This window comes from Shewanella corallii (genome assembly GCF_023349125.1).
GTDB lineage: Bacteria > Pseudomonadota > Gammaproteobacteria > Enterobacterales > Shewanellaceae > Shewanella > Shewanella corallii.
The window spans coordinates 144,356-161,849 of sequence record NZ_JAKIKT010000004.1; the positions used below are offsets into that span (position 1 = coordinate 144,356).

Below are 17,494 nucleotides of genomic sequence, written 5' to 3' on the forward strand. Positions count from 1 at the left end.
TATTCCTGCTTTAAAACAACCTCATACAAGCTAACCCAGGCAAGCCCCACAAGCTATTGCCCAATCTTCTATCACCTCAACTAAAAGACTGATTTCACTGTAACAACATGTACAGGCTATTGCCCTACTCCCTATACGGAAATACCCTGCATGTTCAGGCAGATAGTATGCAGGCCCAGGGAAAGGTCCGGTATCGCCAATAGTAAGGAAGCAGTAGTTACGGACGACAAAATCCCCCACTAAATCCCCTTTCTTTGCGGTACGTCACTTCCCCAGTCAACTGTTTTAAAGCAATATCATAAAGAACATTGGCAGTTTGGTAGACGCAAGCCATGGGCGGTAATGAACCAAAAATAATTATGGGTGTCCACGTAGACACTCTCCTATACGGATAGGCCGCGGTTTACCACTAAAGTACTGGATCTTGGGGTTCAGTACATGTAGATTTAGGTAGGTGTTATCTATATCGATGCACAGCACATCTGGTCAGACCAGATGAGGTTTAAAATTATGCATAATTATATATAACAACTAACCCAGTTCTCACGCGTGGCATTATGACCCCTGAGCCTGGGGGAGAAAGCCGGCCTAGTGCCGGTTTTTTCATTTCTATAGGAAGGGACCTCGTTGAAAACAAAGATCTATATCGATGGTTACAACTTGTACTATGGCTGTTTGAAAGGTACTTGTTACAAGTGGTTAGATCTAAAAAGACTATTTTCTGACTATATACTTCCAAGTTCTGTTCCGTTTTCGTATACATTAGCCCCAGATTGTATAAATTTTTATACCGCTAAAATTATTGAAAAAGCAGGAAGATCACCGGATTCTGTAAAAGATCAAGATTCATACCACCGGGCCATCAAGTTTGCCTACCCTGACGGTAGTGTAAACGTAAAAGAAGGCTACTACTCTGTTATCAAAACATCAGCATACAAAGTCGACAGAGAGCAACCTGATAAATGGCCAAGAGACTGTGAGCGAGTCGATATATGGAAGCTTGAAGAAAAGCAAAGTGACGTAAATTTAGCTCTCGATGCCGTCGTAGACGTATTGACTGACCAAGAGTTAAAACATGTCGTTTTCGTAACAAACGATACTGATCTTGCTCCAGCACTCAAAAAAATCAGAGAACTTTCCCAAGTCAAAATAGGTCTTGTCATCCCTACAAGAGATGAGCGCCGAGCAAACAAAGAACTGGAGTCTCTTGCGCATTGGACTCGAACCCACATAACAGATGAAGAGCTCAGCCTCTCAGGTTTTCCACGCTCCATTCTGGGTGGCAAAAAGCCAGCAAGCCGACCCGAAAGCTGGTTTGGTCAACCTGACATTCTGCAAGAAATTCTGAATACTCTAGAAGAAGCTATACCAAGTCCGTCAAAGCGCTGGAAGTGGTTGGATGAAAAGAAACCAGCTCCTGATGGTCTTCCAAAGCTTTCGGACATACCAGCAAATCTATTAGATAACGAAGAATCGGCATTAGCAGTCTTAGAGCATGCTAAAGCTTACGTAAAATACATTAAATCAAATAAATAGGATTGCGGTCTGCATATAGGGTCAGAACCACTACACCGAAATTAATAAAAAAAACCGACACTCTTTCCAGTCTCGGGGTTTCTTTTGGCTTTAAGCTTTAGGGCTTAGGCCGGGTATGCATTTTGCGCAGAATAAATCGGGTTAGAACAAGGCGCTTTACATAGACGTTTAGGTGTCTCATCAAGCCAAATTAAACTCCACATCAACAGATTGCACCAGATGATCCAAGTGTACTCGGATTTGAGGCCCTCTCTGGCATGGATGCCAGAGTGGAGTCTACAGGGAGGTACTTGCGACGAGCCGAGAAGTCGAGTGCACATTCGCTCGCCGCAGGCGATGAGCTATATCAAAGCCATAAGCCACGCTCGGCTTCATGAGCGAACACAAGTCTTAACAGCACACTCCCAATAGAAAAGGCCCACGCTCGATGCGTGGGCCTTTTCCTATCCGTCAGAAAGCAAGAACCCCAGCACTATGGCTGGGGAATCTAAACGGAGTTTAGATCATCGGCTGACAAGGCGATGATATTACATCATGCCCATGCCACCCATACCGCCCATACCACCACCCATGCCGCCCATATCTGGCGCTTCTTCCTTAGGCAGTTCAGCAACCATAGCTTCGGTAGTGATCATCAGACCAGCAACAGAAGAGGCGAATTGCAGTGCAGAGCGGGTTACCTTGGTTGGGTCCAGAATACCCATTTCCAGCATGTCGCCGTAGGTATCGTTACCCGCGTTGTAACCATAGTTGCCGTTACCGTTCTTCACGTTGTTGGCAACAACAGAGGCTTCTTCACCGGCGTTGGTGGCGATTTGACGCAGAGGAGCTTCCATCGCGCGCAGTGCGATAGTCACACCGTGCTTCTGATCTTCGTTGTCTACTGCGATTTCACCAATCTTGGAAGCTGCGCGAACCAGGGCAACACCACCACCAGCAACCACACCTTCTTCAACGGCAGCGCGGGTTGCGTGCAGAGCATCGTCAACACGGGCTTTCTTCTCTTTCATTTCAACTTCAGTGGCAGCACCCACTTTGATTACTGCAACACCGCCGGCCAGCTTAGCCATACGCTCTTGCAGCTTCTCTTTGTCGTAGTCAGAGGTAGATTCTTCAACCTGCTGCTTGATCTGAGCAACACGGCCCTGGATCTGAGACTCGTCACCGTTACCATCGATGATGGTGGTGTTGTCTTTAGAGATTACAACGCGCTTGGCAGTACCCAGATCTTCCAGAGTGGCTTTTTCCAGCTCCAGACCAATCTCTTCAGCGATAACAGTACCGCCGGTCAGGATTGCAATATCCTGCAGCATTGCTTTACGACGGTCACCGAAGCCAGGAGCTTTAACAGCTGCTACCTTCACGATACCGCGCATGTTGTTTACTACCAGAGTCGCCAGCGCTTCGCCTTCAACGTCTTCTGCAACGATCAGCAGAGGCTTGCCGGTCTTGGCCAGACCTTCCAGAATAGGCAGCAGTTCGCGGATGTTGGAGACTTTCTTGTCAACCAGCAGTACGAATGGGCTGTCCAGCTCAACAGTGCCGGTTTCTGGCTTGTTGATGAAGTATGGAGACAGGTAACCGCGGTCGAACTGCATACCTTCAACTACGTCCAGTTCGTTTTCCAGCGCCTGACCTTCTTCAACGGTAATCACGCCTTCTTTGCCTACTTTTTCCATCGCAGTGGCGATGATTTCACCGATAGAAGCATCGGAGTTGGCAGAGATGGTACCTACCTGAGCGATAGCTTTAGAGTCAGCACACTCCTGAGACAGAGCTTTCAGCTCTTCAACAGCAGCAATCACAGCTTTGTCGATACCGCGCTTCAGGTCCATTGGGTTCATACCGGCGGCAACCGCCTTCAGACCTTCGTTTACGATAGCCTGAGCCAGTACGGTAGCAGTGGTAGTACCGTCACCGGCAGCGTCGTTGGCCTTGGAAGCAACTTCCTTAACCATTTGCGCGCCCATGTTTTCGAACTTGTCTTCCAGTTCAATTTCTTTGGCTACAGATACACCGTCTTTGGTGATCAGTGGAGCACCGAAGCTCTTGTCCAGTACTACGTTACGGCCTTTAGGGCCCAGGGTAACTTTAACTGCGTTGGCCAGAACGTTCACACCAGCCAGCATTTTAACGCGGGCGTCATTTCCGAATTTGACTTCTTTAGCTGCCATTTCTCTTTTCCTTTAATTTCTAAAATTTGGGTGGAATAGACTGTGGATTATTCCACTACAGCCATTACATCGGCTTCAGACAGGATCAGAACTTCTTCACCGTCGATTTTTTCTTTCTTAACGCCGTAGCCTTCGTTGAAGATCACTACGTCGCCTACCTTCACGTCCAGCGGACGAACGGTACCATCTTCCAGGATGCGGCCATTGCCGACTGCCAGTACTTCACCGCGAGTTGATTTTTCAGCGGCGCTGCCTGTCAGCACGATGCCGCCCGCAGACGTTGATTCAACTTCCAGACGCTTAACAATAACGCGGTCATGTAGTGGACGAATATTCATTGATGGATTCTCCTAATGATTCCTTTTTGCCCAACAAACGTGGCGGTTTTTCATGGTGTTGGCGAAGAGTAATGCTCGAAATTCGCCGGATGAAATGAATATGGGGACGGGGATTTGAGATCCAAGTGCCAGAGGCAAAAAAATTTCATTTTTTCACTCCCGGGTCGCAAATCAGGGACTGATAAGGAGGATTCTCAGTGCCCGGCTATCATTCGTTATGACTGGCAGGTCTGATATCGCCCCCACTGGGGTTTCAGTCTGTGATTCATGCCTTTCTAATGTCCGGGATATCCTGATAAAATCCGCCACTTGTAACATCGCCAGTGAGATGGAATGAGAGACAAACACGGGCTGCTCAGTGCGCCAATCGGTCGTGTATTGCTGAATATGAGCCTGCCAAATCTGGTGGGAATTCTTACTGTACTCGGATTCAATCTGGTCGATACCTACTTTATCAGTCAGCTGGGTACCGATGCCCTGTCTGCCATCAGTTTCACCTTTCCGGTTACCCTGATTATCTCCAGTATTGCCATCGGCATAGGTGCCGGGGTGTCCACCAATCTCGGTCGTTTAATCGGCGCCGGACATGCGCCGGAAGCCAAGCTGTTTCTGCACGATGCGCTGATGCTCACCTTTCTGGTGCTGTGGACACTGGCGGTGCTGGGCTCCTTCTGTATTGCTCCCCTGTTTACCCTGCTGGGCGCAGAGCCCGACACCCTGCCACTGATCCATGAATACATGATGATCTGGTATCTGGGCTCGCCTTTGCTGGTACTTATGATGGTGGGGAATCAGGGGCTGAGGGCCACAGGCGACACCCGCTCACCGGCCAAGATTATGGCGCTGGCCTCGCTGATTAACCTGGTGCTGGACCCGATACTCATTTTTGGCTTTGGGCCTGTCCCCGCGCTGGGCATTCAGGGCGCAGCCATTGCTTCTGTACTGGCCTGGGTAGTGGCTATGTCGCTGTCGGCCTACCTGCTGATTATTAAACGCCATATGCTGACGCTGGCGCCCCTGTCTATTTCACGCTTTAAAAAGAACTGGAAGAAACTGGCCCACATTGCCCAGCCTGCGGCGCTGATGAACCTGATTAATCCGGTGGCCAACGCGGTATTGATGGCTATGCTGGCGCGTATTGATTATGAGGCGGTGGCAGCCTTCGGAGCCGGTACCCGACTTGAGTCGATATTGCTGATTGCCGTGATGGCCCTGTCATCATCTCTGGTGCCTTTTATCGCCCAGAACTTAGGGGCGGGACAGAGGGAGCGAGCCCACAATGCGCTGATGATGTCGCTGAAGTTTGTGCTGGTGTTCCAGACGCTCATCTATATTCCCGTCGCCATTTTCCATCAACAGATCGCCGGGCTGTTCAGTACCGATCCTCAGGTATTACAGTATCTGGAGTTCTATATTCTGGCGCTGCCTGTCGCCTATGGCCCGCTGGGTATGGTGATACTGCTGGCCACTGCACTGAACGCCTACCACAGACCCATGTCATCGCTGGCGCTTAATCTGTGTCGCCTGTTTTTGATTATGTTGCCGCTGGCCCTGCTGGGCTCAGTACTGGCCGGTGTGGGCGGATTGTTGCTGGCGCTGCCGGTGACCAACACTCTGATGGGCGCACTTTGCTATATGCTGGCCCGCAAGCTGACAGAGCCGCAAAAACGCTCCGGCAGTCACCATGGTGAACACGGCGAAGCCATCTGACTGCTTGTTGAGCCGTCACAGCTCAAGCTGGTAGAAGATGTGTTCGGGGGTTTGAGATTGAATGTTGAAACCGCAGCGCACCAGCAGGTGCCTTGAAGCCTGATTGGAGACATGAACGCCGCCCACCAGGGCCTTGATATCATGCAAGGACTGACAGTGTGTAATCAGTCCCTGCAGTAACTCTTTGGCAAGTCCCTTCCCCTGAAACGACGCCCCCAGCAGGTAGCCAATATGCAGCGTAGTGCCGGGGCTTGATTCATCCCTTCCCTCTTCGGCATACAGCATCAACAAACCGGCCAGTTCATGGGTATCTGCCAACTCCTGATTATCATCCAGCAACAGGGTCAGAATCTCCCCTTCTGCAGACCGCGCCTTAAACCAGTCTTCAATAGACTCAGCGCTCAGGTTTTGCCACCCCTCAGGCAGGGCTTTGGTCACCTCAGGTGTCAGTATAGCCAGCAACTGGCCATAGAAGGCTTCGCCAAGGTTCAGCTGCGCCTGACGCCAGTCGACAACATTCAGCCTGCTTGTGATGAACTCAAATGTCATAGGGCTTCCTGTTAAAAGCGATCAATCACCTAAGAGATGAAAACAAAAGAAGGGCTTAACTCTCAAGCCCTTCTTTCGTCTTTTTGTAAAGCGGAACGCCTGGTGGCGATTCTCGCTTAAACAGGCGCGGTTAAATCGGCGAGCCCGGTGGCATAGGCAGAGGCTTGGTGATCAGCCGCTTACTGCTGTCATCCAGGCCTTCGCTGATACCATCCGCCAGATACTGATAATGAGCCGCCAGAGTATCGCTGGAGCGCTTGGCCTTACGCTGCAACTGACGCAGCATATCCTTCAGTTTGGCTTTGAGATCCGCCTTCACTTCCGGGGCGGTGGCATCCTGATACAGGGCCGTCAGCATGGCATCGACAATCACGGCATTGGTCCGTTTCCATACCGCTTGCTGCACACCGCTGCCCGGCTCCTCATACAGGGTTTGTCCCACCAGCTTGTCCAGCAACTGTTTAACTGTCATCTGTTCTCTGTCCAGCAAAGCTGCCTGACTGACGCGGTTCAGACGTTCGCTCTGAAGCAGGGTGGAAACAATATGACGGGACAGCACTTCAGCCATCGCCTGGGAGTCCACGACCGCTCCCAAACCGGACGGGAAGCTTTCGCGGGTGCGCCAGTAGTTGCCTGACTTGGGCACCAATTGCTCCTGCACCTGAGCCGGAATGGTCAGAGCGGCAGGTTTAAGTTGGGTCAGCAGGGCGTCCAGTGCCGCTTCCTGCGCTTCCGGTGCCACATAGTGCCAGCTGCCAGGTGATGTTTGCTGGAAGCTGTAATCTACGCCGCCCAGTAACTTGGCCGCCGCGGTGATCTGGAAACGGGTCAGCAGGTAGATGGGTACAAACAGATCCGCCAGCTCACCACTGGGATCAGCATCCAGCAACGCCTTGTCGGAGAAGTTATCAATGGCCACCCGACGCACTTCGGCCAATCTACTCAGTTCTGCCACAGGGTCACTGCCGTTGTCCCACAGGCTGGCATAGGCATGGGCTGCCGACGCAGCGCGGGAGTCACTTTCGCCGATATATCTGAGGCCCTGATTCTGTCCCTCTTCCACCAGCGCAGCCATATCTTCCGGCTTTTCAAACTCACCATAACCATAGGCGATGGTGAACTTGTCCCAGGCTCCGACACCCGTGCCATAAGGCTGGCTGATATCTATCTGCTCACCTTTGAGGGTCGCCTTGGGATGGGGATAGTCCATCACAGACGCATCGTTATTGGTGGAGGCGGCAAAGTTGTGGTCCAGCCCCAGAGTGTGACCAATCTCGTGGGCTGACAACTGACGAATACGGTCCAGCGACAGCGACATGGCAGCCTGTGCTGCCGCATCTCTGTCTTCCCAACCTGCAGTCAGACCACGGGCGATCAGGTGATCCTGACGAACCCGCAGACTGCCCAGAGTGACATGGCCTTTAATGATTTCGCCGGTACGGGGATCGGTTACCGCTGCGCCATAGGACCAGCCACGGGTTGCCCTGTGAACCCACTGGATCACGTTGTAGCGAACGTCCTGAGGGTCGGCATCCTCCGGTAGCAGTTCAACCTTAAAGCCATTGATAAAGCCCGCTTCGTTAAAGGCATCTTCCCACCAGCGACCGCCTTCCAGCAGTGCGCTGCGAACCGGCTCAGGTACACCCGGGTCCAGATAATAGACAATGGGCTCTACCACTTCGCTTGGAGCCGGTCCCGGATTCACCTTCTGCAGTCGGTGACGCAACAGGTGGTGCTGGCGCACTGGCTGATCCACGGCGGTGGCGTAATCCAGATAGCTGTCGGACAGATAGCCTGAGTTGGGGTGGTAGGCTCTGGGCACATAACCCGGCTCCGGCAGCGCCACAAATGAGTAGCGCATACGGATAGAGATGGTTTTGCCGTCCGGTGTCACCTGAGCCACCTGCGGACCTGCCTTGTCGGCACTGAAGCTCAGCAGCACATCGACGTCGGCGTTGTTGTCAAAGGACTTCACCCCTTCAGGCAATACCAGTGACAGGTCCGGCTGGAGTCGGTAACTCCCCTGTTTGGTGCGGGCCAGAGTATCTGTCACTCCGTGCAGGTCGTTAATCACCAATTGATTAAGGGGGACGAGTTTAGTCTTGCCGGGAAGCACCTTGCCCCGCCACAGTACTGACTCGGCAAACGCCTCTTTCACTGCTCTTTGCTCGGCGGCATTGTCTGTGTTGGCACGGTAGTCGGTATTGAGCTGCTTAAGGATCAGGAAAGGTCCCTGTTGCTCGAACTGTACCAGTCGGGTACGGCCCAGCTGGCCCCGATCCAGGCCGATATCGTTGGAGCCCACACCGTGTGGCAGGCTGGTCATCAGGATCATGGGCTTGTTCAGCAGATCTTCTGTGACCTCCAGATACACTTCACCGGAATCGTTGTGATAGTTAAGGTCGAGAAAGCCATCAGCGGCTCTGCTCTGCTTGAGAATTTTTGCGTTGTCGGCCATCGCCACAGCCGATATTGAAGACAGGCCCAGGCCAACCGCCAGTGCCATCAGGTGGAGTTTCATTCCTTGCTCCCTTCTTGTTGGTTGTGTCAGGGACTATCAAATCAGTTTGGTATTAGACCCTGCTTACCAGCCAATTTATTCCATCAGGACAAAAAAAAGGCTGGATAATAAATACCCAGCCACTCTAACCGATTTGTATACAATTTTGTATGGCTTGATGCCGTACAAATCAGGCCGACTGATGTTTACGCTTGTAGCTCACCCATTGCTCCAGGGTGTCAAACAGTTCCATCAGCTCGATCGGCTTGGTGATATGGGCATTCATCCCCGCCGCCAGACTCTTGTCTCTGTCTCCTGACATGGCGTGGGCCGTCATGGCGATAATCGGCAATTGCTCAGTGGTGAATCGTTTACGCAGCTCCTGCGCCGCGGTCAAACCATCCATCACCGGCATCTGAATATCCATCAGCACAGCATCAAACGGCTGGCTGTCCACCATATCCAGCGACTCCTGACCGTTACCTGCCAGCACCACTTCGTAGCCACCACTCTTAAGCAGCTCAGATGCCACCTGCTGGTTGATAAAGTTGTCCTCTACCAGCAACACCAGCCCCTTATGCTCAGACGCTTCTGCTACCGCTTCTTCAGGCTCTTCGATAGCAACAGATTCAGGGGTCAGTTCAATCACCTCGTCATCTGTTTCTTTCTCAAAGGCCGCCATGATCTCGTCATACAAAGTGGATGACTTAAATGGCTTCTGCAGCAGGGCGAATACCTTGTTGCTGTCGATTTGCTCCTGCAGTGGTTCGGCACTGTAGGCGGTCATCATGATGATAACCGGGCGCTTCTCCAGCTTGCCTGTGGCAATCAGTCCATCTATCTCATCGATCACCTGCAGACCATCCATTTCCGGCATCATCCAGTCCAGCAGTACCAGATCCACCGGTGCCTGCTGCAGCTTGTACAATGCCTCTTTACCACTGGCGGCGGTGCTCACATCGAAGTGGAAGTCACGCAGCAGAGTCGAGTATATCTGCAGGGCACTTGGGTTATCGTCCACCACCAGGGTCCGCAGGCGGGAGATAGGCTCAGGCACGATAAATTCAGCAGGCTTGGATTCCTCCGCCAGCGCCATGCTGATGGTAAAGCTGAAGGTTGAACCTTTACCCGGCTCACTGGTGACCTGCATCTGGCCACCCATCATGGTTACCAGGTGCCTGCTGATAGACAGACCAAGACCTGTGCCACCATATTTGCGGGTGGTGGAGCCGTCAGCCTGGGAGAAGGCGTCGAACAGCTTCTCCTGCTGCTCCTTGCTGATCCCTATGCCGGTATCCCGCACCCAGAACTTGAGGGTGATGCGGTTATCCCGTTCACCGAGATCTTCACAGCCCAGCTCTACTTCACCCTGTTGGGTAAACTTCACCGCATTGGACAGCAGGTTAATCAGCACCTGTCCCAGTCGCAGCGGGTCACCTTTGAGCATCAAGCCTGCGGTGACAGGTGCGTACAGCAGCAACTCAACACCCTGCTCCTGAGCACGGATAACGTTCAGATCCAGCGCATGATCCAACACTTTGTCCAGCGGGAACTCAACTTTCTCCAGCTCCAGCTTACCGGCTTCAATTTTGGAGAAGTCCAGAATGTCGTTAATGATGCGCAGCAGTGACTGAGCCGAGAAGCTGGCTTTATCCAGATAGTCCTTCTGCTGGGCGGTCAGACTGGTGCGTCCCGCCAGCTGCAGCATGCCGATAATGGCATTCATTGGCGTGCGGATTTCATGACTCATATTGGCCAGGAACTCACTCTTGTAGAGGTTGGCCAGTTCAGCATCCTGCTTGGCTTCCAGCAGTGCGCCTTCGTTGAGTTTCTGACGGGTAATATCCTTGTGGGTACCCACCATACGTCTTGGTTTATTGTCGGCAGTGAACTCCACCACCCGGCCCCGGGACAGGATCCAGTGATACTGGCCATTCTTGCCCTTGAGGCGGTACTCAATCTCATAGCCATCAACCGGATTGGAAAGGTACTGCTCGCGGTACTCTTCCACCCGCTGACGGTCGTCCGGGTGCATCAGCCCATCTATGGTAGAAAGCAATGCCGGGAACTCATTGGGGCGATAACCCAACATGGAGTAGTAGGATGGGTTACAGATAATCTGCTCTGAATCCAGATACCAGTCCCACAGACCATCTTCCACCGCGTCCATCGCCAGGTGGTAACGCTGTTCAGACAGTCTCAGCTGCTCGGCAGACTCATACTCACGGGTAACATCACGCCATACGGAGATAAGCCCCAGCAGCTCACCGCGACGGTTATAGAAGGGCATCTTCATGGCATCCAGCAGCACAGGCTTACCGGCCAGTTCCACCTTCTCCTGATACTTGAGTGGCAGTCGCTCACGCAATACCTGCTCATCCTCAGCCCGGATGCGTTCCGCCTGACCCGGCGCAGCCAGCTCGTAGGCAGACAGACCAATAATCTCGCTCTCGGTATACCCCAGCATACGCTCGGCGGACTTGTTACAACCCAGGTAGCGACCATCTTTATCTTTAAACACGATCGCTTCCGGGATGGAGTCCAGCAGGGAGCGCAACAGGGCATACTCCCGCTCCCGGCGCTCTGTGGTCTCTTTCAAACGTTCGGTACGGCGGGCCACCAGCTTGTCGAGGCGTTTGTTTTGCTCCGACAGGTGCATGGTGTACTGCTGGTTCTCCTCAAAGATCCGACTGATGAGGTGGAACCAGGGCTCCCATCCCGGGGTAATGGTTTGTGGCGGTTTACGGGGCGCAATGGAGCAACCCTCAAGGTGCGCCAGCAACTTGGATGCCGGGGTAACAAAGGAGCGACGGGTCTGCCAGTGAACTATGGTCACCAGCACCGACAGGGCAATCACCACCAGCAGGAAGTTTTTCTCCAGCTTCTCCCACGAGCTCTTGTTCAGTTCATCTTCACTCTGGATATAGAGCAGACGCCATGGTGCGTTTTGCAGTGCAACCGAATGGATATAGTAGCCATTACGCACTATCCCCTGGCTGGCCTCAAACAGCTCATGTTCGCTGAGGGAGTGCAAGGCGGCAGGCAGCCGCTGGCTCAGGTGGTAAACCCGGCTGACCGAGGAGTCGTCATGGTCGCTGTGGGACAAAATATTGTTGTTCTGATCCAGCAAAATCACAGTACCCGGCATTTTGAAGTACATGCGGATCTGCTTGGTCAGCGACGCCAGAGTCATATCCAGGTTGATAGAGCCGATAAACTCATCCTGCAGATAAACGGGCACACCCAGCGTGGTAACCAAGCCCTTGGCGCTGTCCACATAGGCTTCACTCCAGAACACGCTGCGCTGGGGGTTCATCGCTGGGGTCGCCAGCTGGAACTGCTTCTTGTTCAGCAGCTCTTCACGGAATCTTTGTTCATCCTTGGGCCAGGGGTAATAGGACATCATGCGGCGCTTGGAGATGTAGTAGATAGCCGATGCCTTGGGCACAGCCTCCATCGCCACCGGGAAGGAGAGAGACAGCTCAAACAGCATCTCAAGTTCCTGATAGAACTTCTGACTGCGGCCATCGAGAGAGCCTGTACCTGTTATCCGCCCCATATTGGTAAAGGGCTTGCCACTCTGGGCAAAGCTGGGTTCCAGGGTGAAATACTGACCACTTTCATTGAACTTTTCGTACTTGGGCAGACTGTTTTGGCGCACCATCTCGCCCAGTCGCAGGTGGTCCACCGCCACATTGCGCAAGCTTTTTACAGCGCGGATACCCGCTTCCAACAGCAGGTCAATCTGCATGACGTGGCGGGATACTTCCTCTTTTCGCTGAACCGCATTCTGATCACGGCTGCGGTCGAAATCGATCCAGGCGGTCAACAGAGCCAACACAATCACACCTATGTAGGTGTAGAACACAGCGCGGTTGTAATTTTTGAGGATGGGGGACTTCAACTGAAAATCCTGCTCACGGGATTTCATCAATAACCTGGCATAGGGATCAAGGACATGCGTCGATGATAACAAGCTGACGCAGGCTTGAGTATCCCTTTGGCGTCACAGAAGTCGCGACTATGCTCACTGCTCCCGGGTACGTGTCGAATCAGGGCAGGCCAATCTGATTCGGCCATGCTCCCGCCTGTCAAAAATGGAACAGGACAGACAGACGGTTTAATTAAAACTAAACATTCATTTTATGAATCTAAAACCAAGATTTATAAAATTATCGTTATTGATTAAGAGCCGATAACTTAAATGGTAGAACCAAGAGCTATTTAAGGGCGGCGTAATGTCTGAACTTCCGGTATTAACCAGCTATATCGGCGGCAAATTTGTTACCAGCGGGGTCTCTTTCGACAACGTTAATCCGGTTAACGGTCAGGTTATCGCTCATATCGATGAAGCCTCACTGGAGATGATTAATACCGCAGTGGCCAGTGCCAGACAGGCGCAGGACACCTGGGGCAAGATGCCGGTCAAGCAGCGTTGTGCCCTGCTCCACAAAGTGGCAGACAGGATGGCCGAGCGAGAGCAGGAGTTTATTGATGCAGAGATTGCCGACACAGGTAAGTCGCTGCATCAGGTTCAAACCATAGATATTCCACGCGGCACAGCCAACTTCCGATTTTTTGCCGATCTGGCTCAATTCAACTCAGGTGAAACCTTTATCACTGAAACGCCCGATGGCAGCAAGGCGCTCAACTACAGCGTCAACAAGCCGCTGGGCGTAGTGGGGGTTATCTCCCCCTGGAACCTGCCATTACTGCTGGCAACCTGGAAAATCGCACCGGCGATGGCCTGTGGTAACAGTGTGATTTTAAAACCTTCCGAAGAGACATCATCCACTGCTTTTCTGCTGGCCCAGGTGATGGATGAAGTGGGTATACCTGCTGGAGCATTCAATCTGATATTGGGTCGGGGAAGTGCGGTGGGAGATGCCCTGACCTCTGCCGAAGGGGTCGATGCCATTACCTTTACCGGGGCATCCGCCACGGGCAAACGGATTATGAAGTCAGTGGCCGATCAGGTAAAACCCATCTCCTTTGAACTGGGCGGCAAGAACTCAGCCATAGTGTTTGCCGATGCCGACCTGACCAAGGCAATCAAGGGCGTGGCCCGTTCCAGTTTTACCAATTGCGGTCAGGTGTGCCTCTGTACTGAGAAAGTTTATGTTCATCGTGCCATTTTTGACCTGTTTGTTGAGGGGCTGAAACAAGAGGCCAACCAGCTCAAGATAGGTTACCCCTGCGACGATGGCGTGTTTATGGGTCCTTTGGTATCCAGCACTCATCAACAGAAGGTGCTCTCCTATTACCGTCTGGCCGAAGATGAAGGTGCCACCTTTGTGACCGGCGGCGGGGTCCCCAGATTCAACGATGAACGTGACAATGGCGCCTTTATTGAGCCCACGATTCTCACCGGACTGAGCGATACCGCCCGGGTTAATCAGGAGGAGATCTTCGGCCCGGTTTGTCATATCTCCCCCTTCGAAGATGAAGACGAGGTGATTGCCAGAGTCAACAACACCCAATACGGACTGGCGGCAGCCGTGTGGACCGAGAACCTGTCCCGCGCTCACCGGGTTTCCCCGCAACTGGATGTGGGTCTGGTCTGGGTTAACACCTGGTTTTTGCGGGATCTGCGGGCACCTTTTGGCGGCGTCAAACTGTCTGGCATAGGCCGTGAAGGCGGACAGCACTCCCTCGCCTTCTACAGCGAACCGATCAATATCTGCATCAAGATCGACCCCTGAGCTGTTGATACAGCCACGCACTCCCCCAGTTACCAACCAAATCAGTGAGAAAAAGTGCCATGGAACATAACGATAAAACGGCAGCAAAGTTAGTTGAAGGCAAGGCCACCCCGAGAGGCAAGTTCCCTCACCTCAAGCGCGCCGGAGACTTTATCTATATCTCAGGAACCAGCAGCCGTCTGCCGGATAACTCCTTTGCCGGGGTTGAGGTGGATGAAATGGGCACCACCAATCTGGATATCGAGGTGCAGACCAGAGCTGTGCTCAACAATATCCGCGACATGCTGCAGTCCGTGGGGGCCGACTTATCGGATCTGGTGGAGATCAGCACCTTCCTCGTCAACATGAATGACTTTGGCGGCTATAACCGGGTTTACGCCGAGTTCTTTGATTTTGATGGCCCGACCCGTACCACGGTGGCCGTGCACCAACTGCCCCACCCTCACCTGCTGATTGAGTGTAAGGCGGTCGCGTACAAACCCCGGGAAAGTTAAGAGTCACAAGCCAGGCTTCCTATGAGGGGCCGCAAAGAATCAACTGAGTGAGTAGACAGATGAGCAAGTTAGCCGCGTTTAATTTTCAAAACTGGATAGAAGAGCACAAACATCTGCTTAAGCCCCCGGTGGGCAATGTGCAGATATGGGAAAACACCGACATGATGGTCACTGTGGTGGGCGGTCCCAATCAACGCACCGACTTCCATGACGACCCAGTGGAAGAGTTCTTCTACCAGTTGAAGGGCGATATGGTGCTTAAGGTTATCGAGGATGGTAAGTGCCGGGATCTGTTTATCCGGGAGGGTGACATCTTCTTTTTACCCGCCCATGTTCGCCACTCTCCCCAACGCCCCATGGAGGGCAGCATTGGACTGGTGATTGAACCCAAGCGTCCGGAAGGCATGAAGGATGCTTTTGAGTGGTACTGCTTTAACTGTGAAGCCCTGGTGCACAGAGTCGAAGTCACACTGAAATCCATAGTCAAAGACCTGCCACCTATCTATCAGGCCTTCTATCAGGATGAGCAGGCGCGCACCTGCCCCCGGTGTGGAGAAGTGCATCCGGGCAAAGAGCCCCCCAAGGGGTGGGTCACCCTGCACGGAGCAGATAAGTGATAAGAATTGTTGATATCCACTCCCACTTTATTCCCGAGAAATGGGAAAACCTGCAGCAGAAATTTGGTGGTGATGACTGGCCCTGGCTGGATCATAACCAAAACCCTTCCACTCTGGTGCACCAACCCCAACAGCCTGGAAAAGCCATGCTGATGAAGGGCGACAAGGCGTTTCGCCCTGTGTATGAAGCCTGCTGGAACCCGGAAGTACGCCTTGAAGAGATGGATCGAGACGGCGTCGACAAGCAGATTATCTCAGCCACGCCGATTTTGTTCGCCTATGAACGCCCCGTTGAACAGGCCCTCTATTGTGCTCAGATTTTCAATGATGCGGCCCTCGATATCTGCGCCCGGGGTGATAATCGCCTGTTCAGCATGGCTCAAGTCCCACTGCAGGATATAGATGCTTCCTGCATGGAAGCCAGCCGGGCCAAAAACTGCGGCCATGTGGGCGTGCAGATAGGCAACCATGTTGGCGATAAAAATATGGATGACGAAGGGATACTCACCTTTTTGCAGCATTGCGCCAATGAGCAGATCCCCGTGTTCGTCCACCCCTGGGACATGATGGCGGCAAACCGCACCAAAGATTACATGATGGGCTGGACTGTGGGCATGCCCGCAGAAACTCAACTCTCTATCGTCTCCATGATACTGGGCGGTGGATTCGACCGGGTCAGCAACAAACTCAAAATCTGTTTCGCCCATGGCGGCGGCGCCTTCGCCTTTTTGTTGGGTCGACTGGAAAATGCCTGGCACCACAGAGATATCGCCAGAGGCAAATCACAGCATCCTCCCAGCCACTACCTGAACCGGTTTTTCCTCGACACCGCCGTCTTTGATCACGACGCCCTGAACCTGCTGGTCAGCAAAATGGGGCCGGACAGACTGATGTTTGGCACTGATTACCCCTTCCCTCTGGGAGAACAACAAATGGGGCAGCTCATCAAAAGCGCCGATGACTTGTGTGCCGAAACACAACAAAAGCTGCTGGCGGATAACGCCGAACAGTTTTTTACCCTGTAACCCTTTGGTGGAAGGCCTTGATGGCCATGGCAGATGCCACTCCTCCAACAAAGAAGACACATTGTGAGAATGAATATGCTTAAACAACTCGCCGACAAACTCGACCAGGCAGCGGCTAACGCCCAAAGCATCACCCAACTCTCTGCTTCGACCCAGCTATCTTTGCATGAGGCCTACGAAGTGCAGAAGCTCAGTATCGGGCTGCGACTGCTCAGGGGTGAAAAATTAGTGGGTTACAAACTGGGTTTCACCAGCCGGGCCAAAATGGAGCAGATGGGGGTTGATGATCTGATTTGGGGTCGACTGACAGATACCATGATGATTGCCGACGGTGGCCAGATAAGTCTGAGCGACTATGTTCACCCCAGAGCCGAACCTGAAATTGCATTTCGTCTCAAGCATCCCCTGTCGGGCAAGGTCAGCAAAGAAACTGCGCTGGCAGCCATTGATGCCGTTGCCTGCGCCATCGAAGTGATCGACTCCCGCTACCAGAATTTCAAGTTCTCCCTCAGCGATGTTATCGCCGATAACTGCTCCAGCACAGGCTATGTCGTGGGGCCATGGCATGACGCCGACACTCAGCTGGATAACCTGCCCATGGTGCTGAAAGTCGACGGCATCGAGGCGCAGCGGGGCAGCAGCATGGATATTTTGGACCATCCACTGAATTCGCTTATCGAAGCCGCCCGCTGCGTTGCTGAATATGGTGAGTCGCTGCAACCGGGCCAAATTGTATTGGCAGGCGCAGCCACTGCAGCGGTGGCACTGGCACCGGGGCAAACCATCTCAGTGGAAGTAGACGGACTGGCAAGCTGTCAGTTCAGCACCATGGCTCAACCGCTTTAATCA

12 protein-coding genes are annotated in these 17,494 nt (G+C 52.9%); 7 read left to right on the plus strand and 5 right to left on the minus strand.

What is annotated here, in order from left to right; genetic code table 11:
- The first annotated feature begins 627 nt into the window (after window positions 1–627).
- Window positions 628–1,536 carry an NYN domain-containing protein gene (locus L2725_RS12195; RefSeq protein ID WP_249249211.1) on the plus strand — a complete coding sequence of 303 codons (909 nt, stop codon included), beginning with the start codon at window positions 628–630 and terminating at the stop codon, window positions 1,534–1,536.
- Window positions 1,537–2,063: 527 nt separating this feature from the next.
- Here the strand turns inward: L2725_RS12195 and groL are convergent.
- A complete protein-coding gene (groL, locus tag L2725_RS12200; protein ID WP_249249212.1) occupies window positions 2,064–3,710 on the minus strand; it encodes a chaperonin GroEL in 1,647 nt (548 codons plus the stop codon).
- A 47-nt stretch (window positions 3,711–3,757) separates the two neighbouring features.
- Entirely contained in the window at window positions 3,758–4,048 is a 291-nt protein-coding gene (locus tag L2725_RS12205; RefSeq protein ID WP_249249214.1) for a co-chaperone GroES, read from the minus strand.
- Between the two features lie 333 nt (window positions 4,049–4,381).
- Here L2725_RS12205 and L2725_RS12210 point away from each other — a divergent pair, with 333 nt between their 5' ends.
- Window positions 4,382–5,758 (plus strand): MATE family efflux transporter, encoded by a 1,377-nt coding sequence (locus L2725_RS12210; protein ID WP_249249216.1) that lies wholly within the window; start codon window positions 4,382–4,384, stop codon window positions 5,756–5,758.
- Between the two features lie 15 nt (window positions 5,759–5,773).
- Here the strand turns inward: L2725_RS12210 and L2725_RS12215 are convergent, their stop codons facing one another.
- From L2725_RS12215 to L2725_RS12225, 3 genes are all read right to left on the minus strand, one after another.
- Window positions 5,774–6,307, minus strand: coding sequence for a GNAT family N-acetyltransferase (locus L2725_RS12215; RefSeq protein ID WP_249249217.1), 534 nt, complete (start codon window positions 6,305–6,307; stop codon window positions 5,774–5,776).
- 130 nt (window positions 6,308–6,437) lie between these two features.
- Entirely contained in the window at window positions 6,438–8,828 is a 2,391-nt protein-coding gene (locus tag L2725_RS12220) for a zinc-dependent metalloprotease (RefSeq protein WP_249249219.1), read from the minus strand.
- A gap of 169 nt (window positions 8,829–8,997) precedes the next feature.
- Window positions 8,998–12,738 (minus strand): response regulator, encoded by a 3,741-nt coding sequence (locus L2725_RS12225; RefSeq protein ID WP_249249220.1) that lies wholly within the window; start codon window positions 12,736–12,738, stop codon window positions 8,998–9,000.
- 307 nt (window positions 12,739–13,045) lie between these two features.
- Between L2725_RS12225 and L2725_RS12230 the strand changes: the two genes are divergently transcribed.
- From L2725_RS12230 to L2725_RS12250, 5 genes are all read left to right on the plus strand, one after another.
- Complete coding sequence (locus tag L2725_RS12230) at window positions 13,046–14,509, plus strand: 2-hydroxymuconic semialdehyde dehydrogenase (RefSeq protein WP_249249221.1); 1,464 nt, start codon at window positions 13,046–13,048, stop codon at window positions 14,507–14,509.
- 59 nt (window positions 14,510–14,568) lie between these two features.
- A complete protein-coding gene (locus L2725_RS12235) occupies window positions 14,569–15,003 on the plus strand; it encodes a RidA family protein (protein WP_115137579.1) in 435 nt (144 codons plus the stop codon).
- Between the two features lie 59 nt (window positions 15,004–15,062).
- Window positions 15,063–15,620 (plus strand): 3-hydroxyanthranilate 3,4-dioxygenase, encoded by a 558-nt coding sequence (locus L2725_RS12240; RefSeq protein ID WP_249249222.1) that lies wholly within the window; start codon window positions 15,063–15,065, stop codon window positions 15,618–15,620.
- A complete protein-coding gene (locus L2725_RS12245) occupies window positions 15,617–16,645 on the plus strand; it encodes an amidohydrolase family protein (protein WP_249249223.1) in 1,029 nt (342 codons plus the stop codon). The genes L2725_RS12240 and L2725_RS12245 overlap by 4 nt, the downstream gene beginning before the upstream one ends.
- A 75-nt stretch (window positions 16,646–16,720) precedes the next feature.
- Window positions 16,721–17,491: a 2-keto-4-pentenoate hydratase gene (locus L2725_RS12250; RefSeq protein WP_249249224.1), complete on the plus strand. Its 771-nt coding sequence runs from the start codon at window positions 16,721–16,723 to the stop codon at window positions 17,489–17,491.
- Window positions 17,492–17,494 lie beyond the last annotated feature (3 nt).

Coding starts and splice junctions, on each gene's coding strand:
- groL (WP_249249212.1), bottom strand. CDS start 3,710: ATGGCAGCTAAAGAAGTCAAATTCGGAAATGACGCCCGCGTTAAAATG.
- L2725_RS12205 (WP_249249214.1), bottom strand. CDS start 4,048: ATGAATATTCGTCCACTACATGACCGCGTTATTGTTAAGCGTCTGGAA.
- L2725_RS12210 (WP_249249216.1), top strand. CDS start 4,382: ATGAGAGACAAACACGGGCTGCTCAGTGCGCCAATCGGTCGTGTATTG.
- L2725_RS12215 (WP_249249217.1), bottom strand. CDS start 6,307: ATGACATTTGAGTTCATCACAAGCAGGCTGAATGTTGTCGACTGGCGT.
- L2725_RS12220 (WP_249249219.1), bottom strand. CDS start 8,828: ATGAAACTCCACCTGATGGCACTGGCGGTTGGCCTGGGCCTGTCTTCA.
- L2725_RS12225 (WP_249249220.1), bottom strand. CDS start 12,738: ATGAAATCCCGTGAGCAGGATTTTCAGTTGAAGTCCCCCATCCTCAAA.
- L2725_RS12230 (WP_249249221.1), top strand. CDS start 13,046: ATGTCTGAACTTCCGGTATTAACCAGCTATATCGGCGGCAAATTTGTT.
- L2725_RS12235 (WP_115137579.1), top strand. CDS start 14,569: ATGGAACATAACGATAAAACGGCAGCAAAGTTAGTTGAAGGCAAGGCC.
- L2725_RS12240 (WP_249249222.1), top strand. CDS start 15,063: ATGAGCAAGTTAGCCGCGTTTAATTTTCAAAACTGGATAGAAGAGCAC.
- L2725_RS12250 (WP_249249224.1), top strand. CDS start 16,721: ATGCTTAAACAACTCGCCGACAAACTCGACCAGGCAGCGGCTAACGCC.